The sequence below is a fragment of the Paenibacillus sp. CAA11 genome (genome assembly GCF_003060825.1).
Classification (GTDB): domain Bacteria; phylum Bacillota; class Bacilli; order Paenibacillales; family Paenibacillaceae; genus Fontibacillus.
On record NZ_CP028922.1, the window covers coordinates 317,144 to 342,778 of the forward strand.

The 25,635-nt window shown below is 52.9% G+C and carries 11 protein-coding genes; 6 read left to right on the plus strand and 5 right to left on the minus strand.

What is annotated here, in order from left to right; translation table 11 throughout:
* Window positions 1-50: 50 nt before the first annotated feature.
* Window positions 51-5,561 carry a S8 family serine peptidase gene (locus DCC85_RS01545; RefSeq protein ID WP_108463989.1) on the minus strand — a complete coding sequence of 1,837 codons (5,511 nt, stop codon included), beginning with the start codon at window positions 5,559-5,561 and terminating at the stop codon, window positions 51-53.
* Window positions 5,562-6,207: 646 nt separating this feature from the next.
* Here DCC85_RS01545 and pyk point away from each other — a divergent pair.
* Complete coding sequence (gene pyk, locus DCC85_RS01550; protein WP_108463990.1) at window positions 6,208-7,623, plus strand: pyruvate kinase; 1,416 nt, start codon at window positions 6,208-6,210, stop codon at window positions 7,621-7,623.
* Window positions 7,624-7,764: 141 nt separating this feature from the next.
* Here the strand turns inward: pyk and DCC85_RS01555 are convergent, their stop codons facing one another.
* A complete protein-coding gene (locus tag DCC85_RS01555) occupies window positions 7,765-9,306 on the minus strand; it encodes a serine hydrolase domain-containing protein (protein WP_108463991.1) in 1,542 nt (513 codons plus the stop codon).
* 1,176 nt (window positions 9,307-10,482) lie between these two features.
* Here DCC85_RS01555 and DCC85_RS01565 point away from each other — a divergent pair.
* Window positions 10,483-12,894: an arabinan endo-1,5-alpha-L-arabinosidase AbnB gene (locus DCC85_RS01565; protein ID WP_108463993.1), complete on the plus strand. Its 2,412-nt coding sequence runs from the start codon at window positions 10,483-10,485 to the stop codon at window positions 12,892-12,894.
* 66 nt (window positions 12,895-12,960) lie between these two features.
* On the opposite strand, the gene DCC85_RS01570 is transcribed toward DCC85_RS01565, so the two are convergent.
* The 3 genes from DCC85_RS01570 to DCC85_RS01580 all read right to left on the minus strand — a co-directional run bounded on the left by DCC85_RS01570 (window position 12,961) and on the right by DCC85_RS01580 (window position 16,366).
* Entirely contained in the window at window positions 12,961-15,000 is a 2,040-nt protein-coding gene (locus DCC85_RS01570; protein WP_108463994.1) for a methyl-accepting chemotaxis protein, read from the minus strand.
* 290 nt (window positions 15,001-15,290) lie between these two features.
* On the minus strand, window positions 15,291-15,818 hold the full coding sequence (locus tag DCC85_RS01575) for a GNAT family N-acetyltransferase (RefSeq protein ID WP_199909960.1): 528 nt from the start codon (window positions 15,816-15,818) through the stop codon (window positions 15,291-15,293).
* Window positions 15,819-15,961: 143 nt separating this feature from the next.
* Window positions 15,962-16,366, minus strand: a complete 405-nt coding sequence (locus DCC85_RS01580) for a hypothetical protein (RefSeq protein WP_108463996.1) — start codon at window positions 16,364-16,366, stop codon at window positions 15,962-15,964.
* A gap of 474 nt (window positions 16,367-16,840) precedes the next feature.
* Between DCC85_RS01580 and DCC85_RS01585 the strand changes: the two genes are divergently transcribed.
* The 4 genes from DCC85_RS01585 (at window position 16,841) to DCC85_RS01600 (ending at window position 25,635) form a co-directional block, all read left to right on the plus strand.
* The gene (locus DCC85_RS01585; protein ID WP_108463997.1) at window positions 16,841-22,357 is read left to right on the plus strand and encodes a glycerophosphodiester phosphodiesterase family protein; all 5,517 of its coding nucleotides are present in this window, start codon (window positions 16,841-16,843) and stop codon (window positions 22,355-22,357) included.
* A 221-nt stretch (window positions 22,358-22,578) separates the two neighbouring features.
* Window positions 22,579-23,145: a glycerol-3-phosphate responsive antiterminator gene (locus DCC85_RS01590; protein ID WP_108463998.1), complete on the plus strand. Its 567-nt coding sequence runs from the start codon at window positions 22,579-22,581 to the stop codon at window positions 23,143-23,145.
* Between the two features lie 233 nt (window positions 23,146-23,378).
* Entirely contained in the window at window positions 23,379-24,173 is a 795-nt protein-coding gene (locus DCC85_RS01595; protein WP_234414292.1) for an HAD-IIA family hydrolase, read from the plus strand.
* Window positions 24,174-24,285: 112 nt separating this feature from the next.
* Window positions 24,286-25,635 (plus strand): ABC transporter substrate-binding protein, encoded by a 1,350-nt coding sequence (locus DCC85_RS01600; protein ID WP_199909961.1) that lies wholly within the window; start codon window positions 24,286-24,288, stop codon window positions 25,633-25,635.

The following is a 25,635-nucleotide window of genomic DNA, read 5'->3' on the forward strand; positions in this document are numbered from 1 at the left end:
TGTTAGCTGTGTGCTTCCTGGGTTAGAATGTTAGAGCTTCAGGAAGCCTGTTACTTAATCTCAATGGTGTGCTCTGCCGTGCTTACGGCCCCTTTGTCATCAGTAACGGTCAGCGTAACCACATAGGTGCCGGATTCCTTGAATTTGTGACGGACGGAATCTCCGTCATCCTGCTTGCCGTCGCCGAAGTCCCATGCGTAGCTGACGATTTCACCATCTTCGTCATAGGAGTCTTCCGCGCTGAATTCAACATTCTTCTTCTTCTTGGCTTGATCCGGTGCGCTGATGACCGCTACCGGGGCCAGGTTGTCTTCGCCGCCGCTGCCTTCGCTGCCAACGTACAGCTTGCCTGGAGCTTCGACTTGAGTCTCGTTCCCGGCAGCGTCGCGAATCTTGATGACGATGAGTCCGCCATCTACGACCAGCTTGGCTGGAATCGTATATTCAGCCTCATAGTGTCCTGGCTCAGTCTCCGTAAGCGGAATGCCGCGTGCCGAATCGAGGGAGAGCGGCAGCTCCACGTGGAAGCTAGCGGTCAGACCTGGAGCGCTGTCGAAGGAGACGCGAAGCGTCTCGCCTTCCTTCAAGTTTACGTCGCTTTCAGGCTTAATATTGGTGATCTCAGGAAGCGCGAGATCTACATGAACCGTCCGAGTGACGGTTGTCTCATTGCCTGCGCGGTCTTTGGCGATCACGGTGATCGTATTCTCGCCTGGATTCACAAGCAGGCGATGTGTGAAGGCGTGATCGTCGCCGACCGTGACAGCTTCGCCGTTCAGGGTTACCGTGTCCAGGAACTCATCCGTTACAGTTCCTGTAACTGTGAGAGCCTCGGAGTTGATGCGGGCCCCGTCCACGGGAGAGGTAATTGTAAGTTCAGGCAGTGTCTGATCGAGAGTAACCGTAACCGGAAGGGAACGGTCGGTAATCTTGCCGTTTACTACGGCTTCAGCCGTAAGCTCGTTTACTCCGTTGGCCAGCTCCACTTGCAGGCTGAACTTACCGTCCTTGACCTCACCGGTTCCGGCTATTGCCGTACCGTTGTATATCTTCACCTCAGCGCCTTCCACAGGCAGGGTGCCTGTAACCGTGACTGTGGATTCTTTGGTGAAGCTGTTTGCCTCCGGCGAGGTGATGACCGGAGCGTTGACTGGGTACCGCACTACGGCGCGGATCATGTAGTTGCCTTCATCTTCCGGAGATTGGCTCCAAGCTCCGCTCACCTGCTGCCAGCTGCGCAGGGCATTCGGGCTGCTCTCGTCTGTAGCAAGTCCCGGTGCGGCAGTCCCGGCAGCCGTCTGTGTATAGACGATATAGAAATCGCCTTGAACGGTAACCGGCTTCTCTAGTGTGACTACCGTCCACTCGTTGTTGCGGAGGGCGGTGCCGTCATATGGGCCGGCAAGCAATCTTCCCGGTGCGCCGTTTGCGCCGGAAGCGTCATATACGGAGTATTTGAACGCGGTGCCGCCTGGGACCGGCCATTCGGTATTCCAGAAGCGGAAGGAAGCTCCGGTTACTTGAGTGGCTTCGGCCTGATCCGGCGTGAATCTTACCGCCCAGCTGTTGCCTGCGGCGTTGAAGGATCGCGCATTCTCAGGGGTGCCATCGTCATAGCTAATCTCGCCCGGGAAGCCGATAAATGGCTTCAGTTCAATTTGAACCGGCGTAGACTCATTAGGAGCTACGGTAACCGGGACATCTTTGCCGTAATATTCATCGGCAGATACAACCAGGGTATAGCTGCCTTCCTGTACATCCAGGGTGAAGGTTCCATCTGCTGCGGTCTGAACAGCCGCAACCCGCGGATCTTCAAGGACGAATACTTGCGCACCGGCAACCGGCTCGCCGCTGCGTTCGTCAACAATGGTGCCCTCAATGATGCCATGAGGAATAGGCTTCAGGCTGAAGTTCACCTTGGCTGTGCTTCCGTTGGCAATCTTGACAGGCTGCGTCTGCGGATAGTAGCCATATGCTTCGGCCTTCAGCGTATAATCACCTGCTACATGGGTGAAGTTATAGCGCCCTGTAGCGCCGTCAGTCTTCACGGAGCGACCTGTTTCGACCACCGTGACGGTAGCGCTGGCAGGGAGGCTGGCTGGGCTGATTACGCCTTTGCCGTCCTTGGCGGAAATGCTGTCACCGGCCTGCACGGCTTGACTTGCAGCCTGGCGGGCAGCAAGTGCTGCACTGTCTGTGGTGCTGGTAATCTTGAAGAGCGGGCTGTCGTATTCAGGCTTTGCTTTATAACGGTCCAGCTCTTTGGTTGGAGCCGGCTTCTTGGCGCCTTCCGGTGCAGCTACGCTCAGCACACTTACATTGTCAATGTACCAGCCAGCCTTCACGACAGAGTTATCTGCCTTCAGATGGAATCTTAGCTGCACTTCATGACCTGTATAGGCGTCCAGATCATAAATGGCAGTCTGCCACTGTTTGCCTTCCGTACTGTGAGAGAAGCGTCCCAGTTCGGTCCAAGTGCTGCCGCCGTTTGTAGTGATCTCAACGGTTCCAGCGTCATACTTGGTCTCAATTTCATACCAGTGGGAGAAGCTGAGCGCCGCATGGCTTTGAGCACTCAAGTCGATGACTGGGGAGACCAGGGAAGCATCTGTGCCATTCTCATAAGTAGAATCCAGGTCGGTGCCCCATACATTCGGTTCGGAGACAGCCGCTGCTGGTCCGGGTGCGCTAGGTACTCCGCGCTCCCATTCATCTCCTGTACCGGAATGGGTCCAGCCACCATCGGAGTCCCTGTCGAAGTTATCGCTGAACAGAACTTCGGGCAGTTGAACCGTAACAGAGGCTTCCGTGGAGCGTTCGCTCTCATTGTCGCTGTAATCTTGAGCGGTAACCGTGTAATAGTAAGTGGTATTGTCCTCCACATTGACATCCGTATAGGAAGTGCCAGGAGTTACTGCAATTTCTTCATATCCGCTTCCGGAAGTCGTGGAGCGGTATACTTTGTACTGCTTCAAGTCCTCCGCTTCGCTGGCGTTCCAGGTCAGATTCACTTGACCGAGGCTTGTTGTCGTGGCGGTCAGTGAGGCAGGAGCTGCCGGAGCTTCCGCATCCGGATTCGTGACGGCAATGTCGTCGATGTACCAGCCAGCCTTCTGTACGCTGGCATCGCTTGTAATGTTGAACAGCAGGTGAATCTGCTGTCCGGCATATGGACGCAGGTCTACGTACTGCTTCTTCCAGCCGCCGCTTGCGCCGGTGAAGCTGGCCAGAGGAACAAGCTCCTGGCTATTGCCTTCTGTTGCGAGATAGAGGGTGCCGCGGTCCACATTGTTCTCAAGATCATACCAATGCTTGAAGGAGAGGAAGGCTCCTTCCGGGCTGTCCTTGAGATTGATAGTCGGCAGGGCAATATACGCATTGGAGTTGGCGGCGTAGGTGCCTGTCAGGTTGGTGGCGATTAGCTTGTTGCCGGAATAGGCAGCTCCAGGTCCGCTGACAGGAGTTCCCCAAGTCCAAGCGCTGCCGGTTCCTCCGGTGGTAAAGCCTGCGTTATCTGTCTCGAAGTCTTGGAAATATTCCGGCTTCACGCCGTCAGAGACCTGTACGGAATACACTTTGCTTTCCAAGGAATTATTGCCGTAATCATTAATGCGGAAATAGTATTCCAATCCGGCGCTTTTGATCAGGCTAGCCGGTATAGTAGTCTCGTACTGTCCGTCGGTGCTCGTGCCGGATACGCGTTCCAACGGAAGATATACATAATGCCCGCTGCCAGCCGTTCTTGCAAAAACTTCGGCAGAAGTCACCGAGACGTTGTCGGTAATACGGGCGGTAATTTTGGCATCGACGCCGCTATAGAGAAGTGTAGGCGCAGTGTGCTCAAGCACAGGGTCCGCCTCATCCTCTCCAGCTGTCGTCACCTTGCCGGACACGCTTCCCACGCCTTGAAGGATAGAGCCTACGGCATCCAGGGCATTAATGATGCCGTGTCCGTAACCATTATTAGGCGAGGTCGGGAATTGGCTGTCCGTACGCGGCGTAGCCGTGTTTTGGATAATTTCCTCCAGCTGGTCCACGGTCAGAGAGTGGTTGGCCTGCAGCAGCAGAGCAGCCAATGCGGTCGTATGGGGACCGGCCATGGAGGTGCCGTTCCATCCGCCCTCATAATTGCCGCCAGGGACCGAGGAGCGAATATTGACGCCCGGTGCGGACACCTCAGGCTTCGTCTCTCCGTAAGGGGAAGGGCCTAGGAGGGAGAAGGAGCCCAGGTTCTGGTTAATATCGGTGGCGCCTGTAGCGAACGATTCCGGATAGTTCGCCGGGTTGGCTACAGAGCCGGGACCTCCCGGATTGGTGAGGGTCGTGTTGCCGGCGGAGAACTCAGGGAAGATCTGCGCAGCTCTCCAGGCTTGCACCATCGGCCGGAACCACTCATCCATACCGGCTCCGCCGCCCCAGGAGTTGTTCACCACGTCCGGAGCAAGCTCAGGATGGAGGTTGCCATTGCGGTCAACCGGGGCAAGCAGCCACTGGCCGCCATCCAGGATGATGGAGTCGGTGGTCTCCGGATTGAAGATGCGCACGGCGATCCATTTGGCGCCAGGGGCGACCCCAATCTGGTTGCTGCCGTTCTCTTCAGAGCCGACCATCGTTCCCATGGTATGGGTTCCGTGACCGTCGCCATCCTGCGGGAGACTGGCCCTGCTGTGCGGGTCATACCAGCTGAGCTCCGGATTTACGACGTTGCCGGAAGCATCGAGGCCGCGCCATTTCCGGGCGAGCGCAGGATGGGTGTAATCTACGCCCGTGTCCAGGTTGGCAACGACAATGCCTGTGCCGTCGATGCCCTTTGCCCAAACCTCGGGAGCATTAATCTGGGCGATGTTCCATTCGATCTGATCTGAGTTCGCTGCCGGTTTGGAGGCAGCATCCTTAGTAGGTGTGCTGTCCTTGGAAGCAGCGTCCTTAGTAGGTGAGCTATCTTTGGCAGAGGAGTGGTTCTTGGTATCTTGAACAGCTGGAGCGGTAGTCGCCTTGGAGCTGCCAGCAGCTGATTTGTCGATCTCAGCTTTGTCCAGGTGTCTTACCTCATCGGGCAGAATCTTCTCTACCTCGGAAAGCTGAGAGAGGCTCTCCATGACATCCTTCGTACTGGTCACGGCAAAAGCGTTGACGATAAAGTAGCTCTTAAACTCTTTGACTTGCCCTTTCTTCTGCTCTTGCTCCAGCAGCTTCTCTACCTGGGATTGGCTGCGGGCCGCTGTCTCGCGCAGTGCGCTTACGACCGAGGTGCGGGCCGACATTTTGGCCGCAGACGGAGTGGCTTTGTTCAGGGTGGCCTTCTGGAGAGCGTTCTTGGCGACAGAGACGGTATCGGTCTGTTCCTTCATTTTGACCAAGTAAGTAACATATTCATCGCCTTCAAACAGCTTCTGAAGCTTCTGGCTGATCTTCTCCTTGGCAGGCAGCGCGGAGCTTGTAGACAACCCGGACTTCAGAGAGATGCTGGGCTTCTCGGCATAAGACGTAGGGGCCAGGGTCAAGGTAAGAACCAGGGCTAAGCCGAGGGAAAGATGCTTGCGAAAGCCTTTTCCAATCATGTTTACTTTTCCACTCCTTTTACTTGGTATTGTAGTGCGAACAAGCTCTGAGCGGATTCTAGGAAGTTAGAGTACAGCTTACGGTCAGATGCCTCGCCTATGACGGGCAGCGCTACTCACATCACCTCCCTTCAAGTGGAGAATGAGATCTATAGGTAGAGTTCTTAGATGATGATATAAAGTATTTCTTTAGTTCATTCTATATAGATGGTGAAAAAAGGAGTTGAGCTAGAATGACATGCAAGGTGGAGAGTGAATCTATATACAGGTGAATGTATGTGAGCCATTTCGGCGAATTGAGTAGAGTGAAGGATAACAATCGGGTATTGAATGTGATTGGATATGTAGGAACCAAGCTATGAATTTAGAAATAGTATAATATTGTAAATTTACATACACAAGATATTTTTTTACATAATATAGAATTGAATCTTGAGACATGCAAAATTAAATTTATCGCTGCGATGGATATAGGTGTGCTGTCAAAAAATCAGGATTTAAGAACTAGGCAGCAAAGAGGACTAAATACGGATTAAATAGCGGTGATACATTTTTTCTTCAAATTAAATTGTTAAAAGTAGGGGATATGGGCGGCGAGAAGGGTAAATGATACGAAATAGATATTTAATCCAAGGAGGGTTGCAGTATGCAAAAAACGAAGATCATCTGTACACTTGGCCCGGCCTGCGATGACCCTGAAGTGCTGAGAGGGATGATTGAGGCTGGAATGACCGTCGGCCGTCTGAATATGGCCCATGGGGAGCTGGACGATCATGTGAAGCGGATTGATAATGTCCGCCGGGTGGCGAAGGAACTGAACACCTTTGTACCGATCATGATGGATATTAAAGGGCCTGAAGTCCGTATTGGCAAGCTAAAAGAGTCGTCGGTGCTTCTGAAGGCAGGGGATGAGCTGACTCTGACCTCGGAGCCGGTGCTCGGAGATGCGAGCCGAATCTCTGTCAACTACCCGGATATGCCTACGGTGGTTAAGCCTGGCGACCGTATTCTGATTGATGACGGGCTTATTGATCTGACCGTTCAAACGGTTGAGGGCACAGAGATTCACTGCACCATCGTCAGCGGTGGGGTGCTTAAGCCGACCAAGGGCGTCAATCTGCCGGGGATCAAGACGACGCTTCCCGGTGTGACGGAGCGTGATATTCGCCATATCGAGTTTGGGCTTGCCCATAGTATCGAGATGATTGCGGCCTCTTTTGTGAGAAAAGGGGATGACATCCGGGAAATTCGCAGTATTTTGCAAGAACATAATGCGCCGGATGTGCAGATCATCTCTAAGATTGAGAATGGGGAAGGAATGGAGAATCTCGACGATATCATTGCGGCTTCTGACGGAATCATGGTCGCCCGCGGCGATCTCGGGGTAGAGGTCCCAATTGAGGAAGTGCCGATGCTGCAAAAAGAGATGATCGACAAGTGCAACCATGCCGGTAAGCCTGTCATCGTGGCGACCCACATGCTGGAGTCGATGCAGGTGAATCCGCGACCAACCCGCGCAGAGGTAGGAGATGTCTTCAACGCGGTTATGCAAGGGGCGGATGTAGTGATGCTGTCGGGTGAATCGGCAGCTGGGAAGTACCCGGTTCAGGCAGTGAGAACTATGGCAGCAGTGGCCCGTAAGGCGGAGAGTGTGATGGATTACCGGGAGCGGTTCGATAAGAAAAGAGCGCGCCATGCTTCCGACATCACTGAGGTTATCAGCCAAAGTGCAGTCAACGCCTCCCTGGAGCTGGATGCGAAGGCCATTATTCTCTCGACCGAGAGCGGATTTACGGCCCGCATGGTGTCCAAATACCGTCCGATGGCACCGATTATCGCTGTAACCCCGCATCAGGAGGTGCTGCCGAAGATCTGCCTGCTGTCAGGTGTGATTCCCGTGCTCGGAGATAAAGTGACCACCACCGATGAAATGTTCGAATCAGCGATCCGGAATGCGGAGAATACAGGCTATATCAAGAAGGGCGACACCGTTGTCCTCTCCGCCGGTCTGCCTGTAATGCAGGCGGGCACGACCAATCTGGTCAAGGTACAGCAGGTGTAAAGGGTAAGCGGCGAACGTCCTCCGATTGAAGGAGGCTGGCGAGCTGTATTTATATCTGTATCGCTGGATAATATCCCATCCGAATAAAGGGCAGTTCCAGGTCATCGCTCAAATGACCCGGAACTGCCCTGTTTGTTGTTACTAGGCTGAAGTTGAAGACGCCTTGGAAGGCTGCCTGAAGACACGACGGCCGACCTTCCGGCTGCTAAGTGCTAGCACGACTGCTTTGGCTGCCCCAAGGCAGAGTAGTAGAATTGAAAGGATCAGTAGTGCATGGGCAATTCCCGGCATATAGGCCAAGGCTGCAGGCCAAGGTCCAAGCCACTTGGGACAGAGGACGAGCACTGCTATCGGCAGCAGCAGATTAAGCAGGACTGCAAAGGTCCCATGCCATGCGAGTCGTGAGGCAGGCAGGGGCGAGCTGTGCGCCCATTTGAACAGGTTATATACCGTCCTTGCCATCATGATTATAACTAGGAGAAAAGCGGCTGCGATCAGCCCATAACTCAGCGAATAACTGGGCAGGCCGTGATACGAAGGAGACCGTCCGTCCTGAACCATGGCATCCAGCTGATTCGCAATTTGGTCGTATCCCGAGATATTCAGCGGATCCATGGAGTTGGCGAGAACAACATACCCGTAATCCCCTCGAACTTTCAAGTAAGAGTAGCTGTTCTCCGTATTTCCCTGGATGTACATGGCATCATTCTGAAGTACCCAGCCCATGGCGTAGAACTTGCCATAACCCATCGGAGCGGCTTGCTTATGGAGCAGAGACAGCCCCTGATTCGATATTAGAGTAGGGGTTTTAAGCGCCCGGGCATTGAATTGAGCAATTAAATACTGGCTCAGATCCTCCGCGCTGGAGGCGATGCTTCCCGAAGGGGCTCCTCCCGGATGGTTCCTCCAGGGGGTTGGTGTCATATCCCCTAAGATGGGCTGGTACCCTCCGGCTAGGCCGGCCCTTTTCGCTTCATTCAAGGAGGCAAAGCTGTTCTTCATATTCAGCGGCAAAAAGATGTGATTACGCACATAGTCGGCATAGCTCTCGCCGGACACCTCTTGGACGATTCCGCCTAACAGGTCGTAATTAAGCTTGGAATCCTGATACAGGCTTCCAGGCGGTGTCCTCAGGGCGTAGGGGTTCATGCTCTTCAAATGGTCGAACAGACGCTTATGGTCATAGATAAGAGAGCTGAGCCCATCAGCGGTTGAAATTCCACTGGTCTGGTGCAGCAGGTGCATGACCGTGACCTGGCCGGAAGCCTGCTCCCCCTCCGTTCGGAACCAGGGCAGATAGCGCTGAACCGGGGCTTTTAGATCGAGCTTACCCTGTTCCGCCAGCTGCATGACGGCAATGGCGGTTAGAGATTTGCCCGATTGACCGAGCATGACCGGTGTCTTGGGAGTCATTCGCCGATCATGATCATCGGCAGTCCCATAGCCTTGGAGGTACAGAATCCGGCCTCCCTTCACAATGCCTAGGGATAGTCCGGGGATGCGAAGACGCTTCATCATTTTATGGATATAGCGGTCTACCCGGGCACTATCCAGCTCTGCGGAAGAGGAACTGGCCTTGGCAGTTCGGCTTAGCCAGGGGTTGATCAGAATGGCTACAATGAAAAATATGGACAGAAACTTGCTCATGTGACCTGTGAAAAAATTGCTTAGGGTACTGCTCATGTAGTAATTCTCTCCTTTTCAGGACGTCAACAATATTTATGTATTGTCATTATCTCTCTATATTGTAAAGGAATTGGTGCCATCTGAAACTAGACTCTGGTCTAAGCGTGGGGGAGGCGAAGGTCTTGCTCTCGTCCGGCCCCTGGTCTGGGTATCTCTGCCAACCCGGCTTCCTTGCTCTTGTTGTTTCGTACGATAATAAGTTATGAAAATACTATACTTCATAGTAACACAGGCTGCAGGGCCTGTTCACCTCTTCAAATTTAATGGGTCGCGGGGCGGTCAAACACCATTCGGTTCTATTATTTGTGTACACAGACTCTAGGATCTGGCTCACCGGGGTTTCATACTTCTCCCATCACGTCTTGATGGCCGAGCCGGTAGCATACAGCTTTTTATCTTTCCCCCATGGATCACATATTCCTTTTCGAACAACTTGGTTTTCAGGTCATGGTCATACGTTAGAACTCCTGCTGTTAATTCTGTTGTTGTGGTGATGACGACCTTGCTGTTGAATACAAAACCGTCCTTATACTTGGGCATCTCTACCAGTATTCCTCCCGTAATTCAGTAAAGACATTCGTCTGCCAGTTGGCTTCACTATACGAGGCCATAATCAGCAGAACATTCTGCTCCTTCACTTCCTCGAAGTCCAATCTTTAGGATAACGAAATTGAAGCCCTCTTTGTTTATCTTTAGGGAGTAGAAATTTGTCCATATCTGTTACAGACGGGCTTGATGGGTTGAAACGGGCGTCATCATCCGCGGAGGCTGAATGTTATAGGGCCGTATAAGGCCGTTATATATAGAAAGTTCAATGTAAAACAACTTTAGTTCAATCTGTATAGCCCCTTTAATGGTGTTCCCTTCTTAATCATCGGCTTGTTTCCATTTTCCAATTAGGGCCTGTCCGCAAGCCATCTTCTCAACACAGACAGTCGCTAAAGGCTGTCTATTTCGCTGTTTCCAAGTATAAACAGAGATAGTTAACCTTATTGTTAATAAATATAATTACATATTTACAAAATTATTAATTATTGCTACAATGCTATTTGAAAGCGCTTAACAAGCGTGTGATTAACGATTTTACAGAAGGGAGGTTCATCGCTTCAGCTTGACGCTTTGATGTCCGAAAGAGGTTGGATTACCAATTTGCGAATTAGAAAGGGGTAAAGTATGCGGCGTAATTTCCTGTATGTACTTAGTGTAGCTGCCCTCTCGGCAGCAGTAGTGCTGCCAGGATCGGTCGTGGCGGGCAGCCCGAACGCGTCTTCTTCAGTGCAGCAGCAATTTATCCATAAAGCTAAGGGGCTGGCTCCTGTGTTTGAAAATGCATCGGTTCATGATCCTTCGGTCATTAAAGTTAATGATACCTACTATGTATTTGGCTCCCATTTAGCGGCTGCAAAGTCTAAAGATTTGATGAAGTGGGAGACGATAGCCTCGGGCGTTCAGGATGGCAATCCGCTGATTCCTAATGTCACTACAGAGCTGTCTGAGGCCTTGAAATGGGCACAGTCCGATACGCTTTGGGCGCCGGATGTCATTCAATTGAAGGACGGCAAGTATTACATGTACTACAACGCCTGCAAGGGTGATTCTCCGCGTTCAGCCATGGGGATTGCAGTGGCCGATAAACCGGAAGGGCCTTATAAGGATATGGGGATTTTCCTGAAATCCGGGATGTGGGGCGAAGCGAGCGAGGACGGCACGATCTATGATGCTGCCAAGCATCCGAACGTTGTCGATCCGCACGTATTTTTTGATAAGAACGGGAAGCTCTGGATGGTGTATGGCTCATACTCCGGGGGGATCTTCATCCTTGAGATGAATCCGGAGACGGGCAAGCCGCTGCCTAATCAGGGATATGGGAAGAAGCTGACTGGTGGCAATCACAGCCGGAGTGAAGGGCCTTACATGCTGTATAGTCCAAAGACCGATTATTACTATCTGTTCCTGTCCTTTGGCGGGCTGGATGCCGTTGGCGGTTACAATGTCCGTGTTGCGCGTTCCAAAACGCCTGATGGGCCGTTCTATGATGCGGCAGGCAACGATATGCTTCAAGTGAAAGCAGATCCCGCTAAGCCCCTATTCGATGATAAGTCGATCGAGCCTTATGGGGTCAAGCTGATGGGCAACTATCTGTTCCAACGGGAGCTGGGGGACCCTGGGACGGGAAGTGGAACCGGGTATGTCTCTCCAGGCCATAACTCTGCGTATTATGATGAAGCGACCGGCAAGCATTTTCTGATCTTCCATTCGAGGTTTCCGGGAAGAGGGGAAGAGCATGAGATTCGCGTGCATGAGATGTACATGAATTCCGAAGGCTGGCCTGTGGTCGATCCTTACCGCTATTCGGCGGATGCTCCAGAGCTTCGCAAGCTTAATAAGCAGGAGATTGCCGGGGAGTATGCTTGGGTTAACCATGGCAAGGAGATCACTGCGGATATTAAGCTATCTCAGTCTGTCCAGCTCAGCAAGGATGGCAAAGTCAGTGGAGCTGTAAGCGGCACATGGACCCTGGTGGGTGACAAGGACATCCGCCTTACGGCTGGAGGCAGCGTATACTATGGGGTGTTTGCCCGTTCCTGGGCACCTGAAGCTGGGGCGTATGTACTTACCTTCAGCGCCTTGTCGTCCGACGGAGTTGCCGTATGGGGCAGTCAGAAGCCAGTTCTGAAGGACAAGGAAGTTATCGCTGCCGTTAAGAAGGAATTGACCCTTGGGGACACCAGCAATGTATTCTATAATCTTCAGCTGCCAAGAGAGGCCACGCACGGAAGCGTCATCAGCTGGCAATCTTCCAATCCGTCCGTCGTATCGCCAGAAGGAATGGTCAGCCGGCCGGCTCCCGGCTTGGGAGATGCGACCGTGGAATTGACGGCTACTATCCGCAAAGGGAAGGAGTCTGATACGAAGCGGTTCCGCCTGACTGTTCAGCAGCAGGCATCTGGTCCGCTGCTGGGGCAGTATAGCTTCCCTGAGTCAGGAACGGGACTGGCCAAGGACACCAGCGGCAATGGCTATCACGGTCAGCTGTTCGGAGGTGTTACAGGGACCCCGGACGGGAAGCTGGGTGCAGCAGCTGTGTTTAACGGAACCGACAGTTATATTTCGCTCCCCGGTCTGATCGGCGATGCTGAAGATTTCACCTTCACAGCTTGGGTTTACTGGAACGGCGGGGGAGCATGGCAGCGGATCTTTGACTTCGGGAACGGGATGACGAAGCATATGTTCCTGACGCCTTCCCAGCATACTGGAGTGCTTCAGTTCACGATCCACGATCAGGGTCAAGATCAAAGTCTGCTGGCAGCCGAGGCTCTTCCGAGCAAGCAATGGGTTCACGTAGCCGTAACCTTGCAGGGAGACAAGGGAACACTGTATGTGAACGGTAAGGAGGCGGCTGCCAGTGACAAGATCACTTATAATCCAAAGGAGCTTCAAGTGAAGGAAGCCTATCTGGGCAAGAGCCGCTATACGGCAGATCCATTCTTCCAAGGGAAGCTGGATGAAGTGAAGGTTTATAACAAAGCTCTGACGCCGCTGGAAATCCGGCAGCAAGCAGGACTTGTACCGGCCTCTTCCTAAGGCCGAAATGAAAGAGGGGTGCTGATCAGGCCATAATTGACCTGATCAGCACCCCTCGGCTGTTAATTACATCTTGAATTTGCTTACTGTCTCTTGGAGCTCCTCTGCCATTCTGCTAAGGAGAGCCGAAGAAGCGCTGACCTCCTCCATGGAAGCGAGCTGTTCTTCCGTGCTCGCTGCGACTTGCTCGACGCTGGCTGCGGTATCCTCTGAGATCATGGCTACCGCTTCAATGGATTTAAGCACCTTCACCGAATCGGCGACCATAGTCTTCGAGGCTTGGGAGACCTGTTCGATCTCACGGGTCACTCCGGTAATGGAGTCAAGAATATGTCCGAAGGCAACCCCTGCAGAATCCGCCCGGTCAACGCCTCTTAATACCTCTTGAATCACCTGTTCCATGCTCGCTGCAGTCATCTGGGTATCCCGCTGAATCGCAGTTACTGATTCGGTAATATGACTGGCCGAGCTGCCGGATTGATCTGCAAGCTTCTTAATTTCGGAGGCGACTACAGCAAATCCTCTGCCTTGTTCCCCTGCTCGTGCGGCTTCAATGGAAGCGTTCAGTGCCAGCAGATTGGTCTGCGTGGCAATCTCGGTGATGACTTGTGTGAAGCTGTCGATTTCCTTGGATCGTTCACCAAGGCTGGTTACTTCCTGTGCCAGCTTTTTCACCGTCTCCCCAATAGCCTTCATCTGATCCACAATGGATTGAACACTGGAGTTGCCTTCTTCGGCAATCTTCTGCGTATGCTCCACGGATTGCACTACGTCCTGCGTGCTGTGCGAGATCGTCTGCATTTGGTCAGCCATCCGGTTGATGTCTTCCCGGGTGCTGGCGATCTCATTCACCTGCATGCCGGTGCCGAGAGATACCAGCTGTGCCGTTTCGGCCACCTGTTTGCCAGATGCTGTAATTTGCTCGGAGCTGGCGGACAGCTCTTCAGCAGAAGCGGCCAGCTGCATGGAATTGTCGTTGACTCTGAAGAGCAGAGAGCGCAGCGAGGCTGCCATCGTGTTGAAGTTTTGGCCCAAAATCCCCAGCTCATCATTTCGCTTGACGTTAATATCCTCTGTAAGGTTGCCCTCGCTGATCGCCAGAGAAGCCCGGCTGATTTGGCCGAGGGGCCGCAGGATAGAGAAAATAATCAAAACGACGAGCACGGCGCCTACGATCAAGGAAGAGACCAAGACGATGACCGTAGATTTGAGAATTGGAGCGGCCTGCGATGAGACCTCGGACTGGTACATGGTAGCGGCAATTTTCCAACCGGTAGATGAGTTGGTGGTGAAAATCATCTTTTTTGCCTGATGATCAATTTCATAGTCGAAGCTTCCGCTCGCATCCTTGTAAATGCTCGTGATCATGGGGTTGTCTTCGGCTTTAGAGCCGATCTCACTGGTTGGATGATAGACGAACTTTTTATCTTGATCGAGCAGGAATACGTAGCCTTCAGCTCCGATCTGAACACTCTTCGTAACTATGGACATTTTCTCAATGGTAACGTCTATTCCCACCACGCCCTGTCCGTCTTGCGTGGCTTTGGCCACGGTAACGACCTGGTTGCCGGAGGTTACGGATTTATAGGGAGAGGTCACAACAACCTTCCCCTTGTTAGCCATTGCTTGCTTGTACCAGACTCGCAGAGTCGGGTTATAGTCTGCTGCTATTTTGGTGACATCCGAGGAATCCAAATATAAGCCTTGACTTGTTGCAGCGTATACCAGCTCAGTATCATTGTCTGTGCCTTTTAGGATTCTCAGCTGCTTACGCACAGTGTCACTGGTTCCAAGGTTGGATTGGCTTCCCGTCTGGACGCTAGTCATATCTGCATTTTGTGCTAAAATCTCTACTTCTCTCTTCTTACCGTCAAAGTAGTCGTTAAGCAAGGCGTCGAGCAGCCGAACATTCTCTTCAGCGGTCTGCACCATCTGCTTATCTACATTCTGCTTGGCGGTCTGGTAGGACACGATAGAGAGCAGAATAGTAGGTACAATCAGGAGGAATGCGAAAGCACCGATCAGTTTATTCTTAATGGAGAAGAATACGATTTTATTAGTGGATCCCTGACTTCCCCTGATGCGTTTGTTCCATAGTTTTGCCATCGGTTGCGTGCACCCCTCTATTAATGAAATATTATTATGATAATTATCGACAAAAATCGTCATTTTTTTTAGTGTTTCATAAATAAAGAATTTTTAAGGAAAGTTAGAGCGCTTAGTTGCTGACTACTTAAGCTGCTCCCCTTGTGAAGGATTCCAAAAATGCATAAAAAAATGACCCTGATGAATGAAAAGATCATCTGGGTCATAGTTCAAGAATCTGATGGGTCTTCTACTTAGATGAACATAGATGAACATAGATGAATATAGAAGAATCATGAGTTATCGCTGCTTTATTGACTGGGTGTAATTTTAAGTATATATGTAGGATGTTCTAGGCCTGTTGCTTCATAATATTCATGGCGGGTGTACTCAAAGCCAAGCTTTCCGAGCAATTTGGCGGATGCTGTATTCTCCGGATGATGTCCTGCCACGATGTAATCTGTATTCAGATTATGCCGGGCGTGATCTAGTACTGCGGATGCTGCTTCAAAAGCGTATCCTTTGCCCCAGTATTCGCTTTTGAGATGAAAACCTAATTCAAATGCTTGTATTTCCTTATTGTATGGCCGCAGTCCACAACAGCCTATCATTTTGCCATCTTCTAGTTCAAATAAAGGCCAATACTGAACCTGATAATTTAGATTATTTTGAATCTCTTTTAATAATCTTTCGCTAATCTCCTTTTTGGAAAACGCACCCTTCGCGCTAATGAATCGGGCTACTAGCGGATCTCCCCATAAATCTATGGCCAAATTCAAATCACTTGAGTGCCATTCTGAAAACCCTAAACGAATGGTTTGAAAAATAAACTCTCTCATCAAAAGTCACGCCTTTCCCGGGGATTGTGATCAATTCTAATAGAAGTCTAATCAGCTTATGAAAAGGCATAGACAGCTGCTGTCTATGCCTTATCTCGCGTTCAAAAGCTGCTTTAATTAACCATCCTACCCTAGCTGCAAACTTAGATAATGTTGTACGGGGTATGCACACTCTGGGTCACAACTTCTCTCAGCTCAGCCAGATGATTTACATATTGCTCCTGTGAGATGAGTCCGGCTTCAAAGCGCGATTTCAGCTGGGAGGCCAGCTCCTTCACCTGAAGATCTACCACTTCCAAGGGATCGGCCTGATGACGTTCGGCTAGCATTGCCAGGCTTTGCCCGCTATAGAGTGCGTCCTGAAGCTCTTTGTCCTCCGACATGCCGAGTAATGGGAGCAGATCGTCCTCTTCATCCTGACCCTGTGCCACCGCGACGACAGGCACCTGGATGAACGGATAAGCCATGGCTTGATGGCCCCATGCTGCACCGCCAAGACTGAGGAAGAAGGTCAGAGTTCCCACGATCAACAGACGTTTTTTATTCATAAGATAACCTCATTTCTATGTATATAACATGCAGTTCATTTGATGATTTGAAGGAAGTGTCTATATGTATATTAACCATTCAACCTTAGGATTACCTTAAAGGCGGTTGAAAGATCCATAAAGCTTCGCCCGAAGGTGAGGCTTGCTTCATTTACGAAGCAATCTTACAAAGGTTTCATATTGTCTTGATGATCCACTAACATTAGCTTGGTAAATTGGACTTGCAATCCCAAATTAAATACAGCAGGGTCTGAGTCCTGGAGAAAACCCTCTTTCGGTATGGTCACGATCTGTGTGCAGTTATTATTATGCTGCCGCAGTGGTTGCTGGTGCCGAAGTGAGGGTTATTTTGCGTTCCTAAAAATATAGGGCTCAAGCCTAATCCAGGGTGAGGGAGGAAAGAGCGAGCTTAGTTACAGGAATGCCTCGTCAGAATTCCGCAAATCTTATTCATAATGGAGAAGGAGGATGGTAATGAAGAACGGTTCCAGGTACTTATCCATATTCATGCTGATGACAATGGTGGGCGGTACGGTCTTGACAGGTCTAGGTGCACCCCATGCTTATGCGGATTCCCCGTTCCCGGGTACGGAGAGGAAGGCTATGGAGGTCCGCAAGGCTGTATCAGCTCCGGTGGTGGACGGAAGGCTTGAGGAATCTGCCTGGCAGATTGCGACCCCGCTGGACGTAGCAACGGTGCAAGGAGCAGCCGGGGGCGGCGAGTTCGGCCTGCTGTGGGATAATGATTACCTGTATGTCGGAGTGAACCTGAGGGATGACCAGCTGATTTATAACGGTAACGGAGCGTGGTTCGAGCAGGACAGTATCAGTCTGTTCCTTGACCCTACCAAGCATCAGTCTGCTCCGTTTGCGGAGCAGGATATGCAGCTGGGGATTGTATACCAGCCGGATACGATGGAGCCTGAGTTTCACTTTGGAGCGGCGCTGGACAATCACAGCGGCAAGGACGAGAGCCGGATTCGCCGTGCGATCAGTAAGACCGGCATGGGATGGACGGCGGAGATAGCAGTCCCATGGGATATGCTTGGCTTCGATCCCCGCCGGGATAAGGAAATGGGCTTTGAGATCTCGGCAACGGATCGGCAAAACGCAGACGATTCGTCAGCGCAGGTCACAAGGTATTGGACCGCTTATCAGAAGACCTCCTTCTGGAACGATACAGAAGGCTATGGGGTGATCACCTTCCTTGATCAGCCTGTGGGCGGAGATGAAGGGGGAGGCGGCAGTGACAATTCCGTGCTGCTGAGTGAATCCTTTGACGGATATGCAGCCGGGGAAGCGCCCGCGGGCTGGAGTCCCTTCAGCAGCGGCGGTGCCCCGGCCATGACGATCGTAGAATCTCCGGAAGGCGGAGGAGTGCTTCAATACGAAGGAACTTCCCCAGGGATGCTTGGCGGGATGATAGCCCCCGTCCAAGGTTCGGACTATACGGTGGAGACGGACATCAGGTTCGAGGAGGCTGGGGAAGAAGGCGGCGCCGCAGTGCTGTTCGGCGGCAGCAACAGCGGGTTCGACTTCCATTACTTGAAGCTGAAGCCGGGTGGCAAGGCCGAGTGGGGCCAGCTGTCAGCGGCGGGAGGACGCCAAATGCTAGCCGAGGCGGATTCCGCTCCCTTGGATCTCGGGAAGCGTTACAAATTGAAGCTTCGTGTCTTTGGCGAGCAAGCCCAGGCTTCAGTTATAGATCTGGAGACTGGTGGGGAGCATCAGCTGGGTAAGCAGACACTGCCTGCGCTGCCTCCCCAAGGCCTTATTGGGCTTGGTGCGGAAGCAAGCAAGGTACAGTTCGATAACGTGAAGGTTACACGCCTTAAGGCCGAGCGCCTGGACCTTGCGTTGGAGGATTCCTTACAAGCACTCACAGGCCCAGTAACGGTCACGGGAAGTGTCTATTATTCGGACGGTGCTACTGAGGAGGTGGAGCCTAGCTTAATGAAGCTGTACTCTTCGGATGAGAGTACTATCAAAGTGGTCGATAACCAGCTCTATCCAATTAAAGAAGGCAGCGCGGTGATCAAGGGGGTGTTCCGCCAAGCCGAAGCTGAACGTACGGTCACGGTGACCCCTTCTATAGGCGGGGTGTCTGTCGTTACTTTGCGTCCGGAATCCGGTTATGTGCTTGCGGTCACAGGCGAGCCTATGGATATTTCCAAGCTGAATTTCAGCACAGAGCTAAGCGACTTCTCCAAGGGAACACTTCGCGGTGATGAATTGGAGTGGAGTTTTGACAGCGCTGCGGTCCGTTTGACGGATGGCCGCATCCGCGTGCAGCAAAAGGGAGTCTACACAGCCACGGTCAGCAAAGATGGGGCAACTGCGAAAGTGGTCATTGCCGCTAAGGATCAGGCAGATTCTGAATATGTTCTCTATGAAGAGAACTTTGACCAGCTTCAGAATGGAACACTGCCTGACGGATGGACGCGCATTGAGGGAGCTACGGCCTCTAAGGCTGCAGTTAAGGACGGAGGCTTTGAGATCTTAGCCGACCAAACCCCGGATAATCCAATCCGTGTGCTGCTTCCGCATGTTTTGGAGGTATTCGGAGACTATACCATTGAAGCGGACATGAGTTTCTTGTCGGCTAATGATGCGGCAAGATGGAACTCCCTCATGTTCCGTATTCAAAATCAAAATTACCCGTACTACCAAATGGCGGTTCGCAGCGACGCGACGGCTGCCAACGGTGTGGAATTCGCTGAACGAACCAAGGCTAACTCTTGGAATGTCATGGAGCGCGGCTCCCATACCGAACGGCTGGAATTCGGCAAACCTTATCATTATGCCGTAAAGGTTAAAGGTGCCAGGGTACAGGAATGGATCGATCATCGGCTGATTATTGATACGGATCAAGCGGGAGCCTATCTGCAGGGAGGCATCGGTCTACAGGCGAACGGCAGTACCCTGCGCGTTGACAATCTGCGGGTCACGCTGCAAGATAAGGCGCTTCCAGCCCTTCCGGCCGAACGGTTCGTGCAGGTTACTGAGCCGCAGACGCAAATTGCTGCAGCCCCTTCGGTTGTAACCGAGATTCAGAGCGCAGAGGATCTTGCTAAGCTGCAGGGGTCGACGGTCCCGGCCACCGCCATTCTGCATGTGAATGCGAAGCTTGAGGTCACCGATGCGGCGGGCAAGAGCAAGCTCGGTCAGCTGGAGCAGGTGTTAAATGCGCTTGGGGGGAGAAGTATTCCGGCCTTCTACATTCGTGATGATGAGTCCGTAATCCCTCTAGCGGATCTGCTAAAGAGCCAGGGGATTGAGGATGCCTTCGTGATCTCGGACGATGGAGAGCTGGTGAAGCGGCTGAGAGCCGCCGTGCCGATGATCCGGGGGATCGTTGATTTTACCGGGAAGACCGTGAAATCCGAAGAGGATCTGATGGAGATCCGCAGGGAGACTACGCTCAGCCAGGCGAAGATAGCTTTGCTGTCACCAGAAGCAGCAACCCGCAAGAAGACCGATTATTTGGAAGAGCGGACGATTGTAGTATGGGCGAAGGAGGACGGGAAGGAGACCACTGGAAATCTGTCACTGCACCGCCTGATTACCGCAGGGGTAAACGGCATGGTCACATCTCGTCCGGAAGCGGCATTCCAGGCATTGGAGCTCTATAATCATGAGGCTACGCTCATCCGCAAGCCGTATTTGATCGGTCACCGCGGCATGCCGGCGAATTCTCCAGAGAACACAATTGAGAGCAATCTGCTCGCGTACGAGGCAGGAGCCGACTTCATTGAGAATGATATGTATTTAACCAAGGATGGGAACATCGTCATCATCCATGATTCGGTCCTGCAAAATACGACGAACGGCAGAGGCAACGTCGAGGATTTCACTGTAGAAGAACTGAAGAAGCTGAATGCGAATAAGCCTTATCCGCAAGGGTTCCCGGATGTTAAGATTCCGACGCTTGGCGAGCAGCTTGATCTGGTGAAGAGCAAGGGAATTATGCTGTATGCCGAGCTCAAGACGAGCACGCCGGAGGCGGTGGATGCCTTTATCCGGATTATGAAGGAAAAGGACGCCGAAAGCGCAGTGAACACGATGTCCTTCACTGCAAGCCAATTGAAGCGCATGGCCGAGCTGATGCCAGAAATGCCGCTGGGACTGCTGACGGGCGGATATGCCAGCGAGACGAATGTGAACAAGTCCCTGCGTGAAACGCAGAAGCTTCTTCAAGGCTTAAATGCGACCTTTAATACGAGCTACGGCGGCGTAGGTAAGAACTTCGTTGAAGCTGCTAAGCATCGCGGAATTCTGATCTCTCCATGGACGCTAAATAACAAAGCGGAACTTATGAAATTTTTCAAAATGGGTGTCTATGGATTGACGACAGATTACTCGCTGTGGATGTCAGACTGGGCTGCCTCTGTGAAGCCTGAGCAGGACAGCTACAAGCTTCGCGCTGGGGAAGCACAGAAGCTAAAGGTGCAGGTGCAGACCTACAAACGGGAGGAACAGCTTCAGGCGCCAGAAGTCGTGGTCATTGACGGACAGGATGTGATCCAAGCCAGCGGAGACACAGTGACTGCGAAGAAGGCGGGGCAAGCGCATGTGCTGCTTCGGTATACGGCTTCGCTGGAGCCGGGGAATGTGTATGATCTGTACTCCGAGCCCGTTGCGATTACAGTAACAGGCAGCGGAAGCCCTGGCGGCGGTTCGGGAGGCGGCAATGATGGAGGTTCCGGCTCGGGTTCCGGCGGAGGAAATGCTGGAGGGTCAGCAGCGGGAGCTTCTGGAACAAGCAGTTCTGGGAATTCCGGCAGCCAGCCGGGGAATGCCTCGCAAGGCAAAGGCTCTGCCAGCAGCCCGCTGGCCGCTGTGGAGGGCAAGCTGGACGGAGCGGCTGTGAAGCAAGCCTTTGCGGAGCGGTCAAAGGTGTATGCCACCTTTGAGGACGCAAGCGTTCAGCTTCCGGCTAGCGCCTTGCGCGAAGCCGCCAAGCAGTCTGGGGCCAGCTTGAGCATTGGCAACAGCAGCGGCGCTTATCAGCTGCCGGTATCGCTGCTGGACCCTGCTGTCCTCGCGAAGCTGCTCGGCGCCAAGGAAGAAGAGCTGAGCCTGCGCTTTACCATTCGCGAGCTTGGCGCAGCGGAGAGCAAAGCGGTGACGCAGGCGATCACCGCAGCCGGCGGCACGCCAGCAGCCGGCGCTGTACAGTTCACCGCCGAGGCGGTGAACGCAGACGGCCAGGCCCGGCCGATCAACTTCGGGCCGGCCTATGTGACGCGCGAGCTGCGGCTGAAAGGCGCCGCAGCTCCGGCGGGAATAACCGGGCTCGAATATCGCCCGGATAAGGGCGAGCTGCGGTTCGTACCGGCCTTGCTGGAGAATGGCGCAGGCTCGGCAGGGCCACTGGCCTTGCTGAAGCATAGAGCGAGCAGCGGCATCTATACGGCTGCCGTGTTCAACAAGAGCTTCGCCGATCTGGATGGCCACTGGGCGAAGGAGAGTGTGGAGCAGCTGGCAAATAGGTTGCTGCTTAAGGGAACAGACGCCTCACGCTTTGAACCCGGCCGCGAAGTAACCCGGTCGGAGTTCACCGTGATGCTGGTGCGGGCGATCGGCCTGCTGCCGGCAGCTTCGCAGGCTGGCTACGCCGATGCCGGAGCCTGGTATGCAAGCGATGTTGCCGCAGCAGCTGCCGCAGGAATTGTTACCGGTCTTGGCGACGGAAGCTTCCGTCCGGATGACAAGCTGACGCGTGCGCAGCAGGCCGTTATGATTGCCCGTGCACTTGCGGCAGCGGGCTCTGAGGTGAAGGTATCCGAGGCCCGTCAGCAGGAGCTGCTGGCACGCTTTGCGGATGGCGGCAACCAGGCCTGGGCTAAGCAGGAGGTCGCAGCTATGCTGGAGGCTGGCCTGATGAAGGGGACTGGAAGCGGAAGGCTGGATCTGGATCAGCGGTCTTCTCGGGCTGAATCGGCCGCGTTGCTGGCACGTATGCTGATTCATCTGGGCTTCATGAAATAGAGGTTAAGACGGAGTTACATTAGAGCGAGCAACGAAAGAGCGGGCTGCGAAGCCAAGTGATCTTATAGATGACTTGCGGGCAGTTCCGCTTCTTTTAATGGTGTTTTTTTGCCTAAGCTTACATAGCAATGACATTAGCTTGGTAGAGTAGAGAAAAGCGGCAGTTATAGGAGGCTGCCTACTCACTTTACTTTTAACCAAAGATGAGGAGAGACAACTATATGCTGAAGCAGGATTTGTACCATTATTGGGACGCTGCCAGGATTATTCCAGCTGTACGCAGGGCTCACGATTTGGAGGCGGCGTGCCAAAGCCCGTGGCCGGTTATATTTTTGCTTATTGGAGATTTAATGACAGCGGAGGACTATGTGCGGCAAGGACTTGCGGCAGGCAAGCAGGTGTTTCTTCATGCGGATTTTATCTCCGGCCTGGGCGGAGACCCGATTGTTATGAAATACATCGCGGAACGTGCTCGCCCAACAGGCATTATTTCGACGAAAAGCCATTTTGTAAAGCACGCGAAGAAGAATGGCATGAAGGCGATTCAGCGAGTATTCTTGATCGATACATCTGCACTAGAGCATGGGATTCAGAATATTGAGCAGAGCGCACCGGACGCTGTGGAGATCATGCCGGGGCTGCTGCCCAAGGTTATCGGCCGGATGAGCTCGGCTACCAGGCTGCCGATCATTGCTGGCGGATTGATTCAGGATCGAGCCGAGGTGGAGCAGGCGCTAGCCGCTGGAGCGAGTGCCGTGTCCATGGGTGCAAGGCAGCTGTGGCAGTAAGAATAGAACGAAATTTTACCAAAACCCGCGCCCAGCTTAACGCTCTGATAATAGTTCTTCCTTATAGTGAAGTAGTAATAGACAACAACCACATAAATTAGGGTGCGAGCCATAAGAGAAAACCCTTTATCAGTTGACTGGAAGAACGTCCGCCGTCATTTTGGACGCCTGTTTTCCTGTGCATATTGATAGAGGGTTTTTTTGTGTTGTCAGAAGGGAGCTGCTTAAGAGACTTGCGGGATTTAATGAAGTATGACGGTTATTTCTTCGATCTGGATGGGACGGTGTTCCTTGGTCAGCGGCTGCTGCCCGGGGCAGCAGAGGCGCTGGAGAGTTTGCGCGCTCAAGGCAAGCGCCTGCTGTTCCTGAGCAATACCACTACACGCACCCGGGAGGAATGCTATCTGCGGCTTACCGGGCTTGGCATTCAGGCCCACCGACAGGAGATGGTGACCGCCGGATGGATGTCGGCTCTTTATTTAAGGGAGCAGGCAGGGGAAGTGCGGGTCTATGTCATTGGAGAGCCTGCCCTGGTGCTGGAGCTGGTTGAACAAGGCGTGCCCATCACGCTGTATGTGGAGGAGGCTACCCATGTACTCGTCGGGATGGATATGCACTTTAACTATGACAAGCTGCACGCGGCCGCTAAGGCCGTCCGCAGAGGTGCGGCGTTAATTGCTGCCAACCCGGATACATGCTGCCCAGTCGAGGGCGATTTGCTCCCGGATACCTGGGCGATTGTACAGGCGATCGTGACGGCAAGCGGAGTAAGGACGCATGCGGTCATGGGCAAGCCGTCCAGCTATTTCGCCCAGAAGACGCTGGAGTGGAGCGGCCTTGAAGCTTCCCGGTGTCTGATGATCGGCGATCGGCTGGATACCGATATTGCCTTCGGGCTGAAGCATGGGCTGGGGACCGCCCTGGTGCTCACCGGGGTGAGCGGCGGAAGCGAGCTTGCCGCATCGCCTATCCGTCCTGATTATGTCTGGGCTTCGCTGCATGAGCTGGCTTCGGTATTTACCGTGTAGATGTAATTTAGCGCTGGCTTCATACTGCCATGACCCCGGCTTCACATTTGACTGCTAGAGTTAGAGGAAACGGCAGATACGATCATTTCAATTTGAAGGAGATGAAGGAAACATGCGCTTTAAGCGACTGAAATGGATCAGCCTCATTCTGAGTATTCTGATGGTGACCGCTTGCGGCAGCGCGGCATCCTCGAACAAGAATAATACGGCATCCCGGAATAAGGAAGATGTCTCCGCGACCAAGACGGCTTCAGCTTCCGGAGATAAGGTGGAATTAACTTTCTATTATCCAATCTCTGTCGGCGGTCCGCTGACTCCCACGATCGAAGGAATGGCTAAGGACTTTATGGAGGAGCATCCGGATATTGTGGTTAAGCCGGTCTATACCGGCAGCTATGCGGATACAGCGGTGAAGACGCAGGCTGGCGTTCAGGCCAAGACGCCGCCTGATGTAGCAGTGCTTCAGTCGACTGAGCTGTTCAGTCTGCTGGATATGGACGCGATTCTTCCGCTGGATGACTTTATTGCCAAGGAGGGCGGCGACAGTTATCTGTCTGATTTCTATCCGGCCTTCCTGTCCAATTCCCAAACTGGCGGTAAGACGTACAGTATTCCGTTCCAGCGCAGTACGATCGTCCTCTATTACAACAAGGAAATGTTCAAGAAAGCCGGGCTGGACCCTGAGAGAGGACCGAAGAGCTGGGACGAGATGAGAGAGTATGCTAAGAAGCTGACGAAGGATGGCGTCTGGGGACTTGAAATTCCAGTTACCGGCTTTGCCTACTGGATGCTTCAGACCTTCTCGCTGCAGAACGGCACGAACCTGATGACAGAGGACGGGAAGAAAGTCATGTTCGATAATCCGCAGGTGAAGGAAGGTCTGGAGTATTGGTCCAACCTTGCGCTGAAGGACAAAGTCATGCCGGAAGGCGCCACGGACTGGGGCACGGTTCCGTCCGACTTCCTGGAAGGCAAGACGGCGATGATGTACCACACGACGGGCAACCTGTCGAACGTGAAGGCGAATGCGAAGTTCGACTTCGGCGTCTCCTTCCTGCCAATGAATAAGAGCTATGGCAGCCCTACCGGCGGCGGCAACTTCTATATCTTCAAGGGCATCGACCAGAAGAAACAGGAGGCGGCCTGGGAATTCGTCAAGTTCATGACGGAGAGTAAGCGGGCAGCCCAGTGGAGTATCGACACCGGCTATGTAGCGGTTAAGAAGTCCTCTTATGAAACGGATCTTATGAAGAAATATACGACCGACTTCCCGGCTGCACTGGTTGCTCGCGATCAGCTGGAATATGCGGCAGCAGAGCTGTCGACCCACAACAATGGCAAGGTGATGAAAGCGCTGAGCGATCAGGTTCAAGCCGTGCTGACAGGCGGCATAGCCCCGGCTGATGCTCTGAAGAAGGCGCAGGAGGAAGCGGACCGGGCTTTGGCCCCTTTTAACAAATAG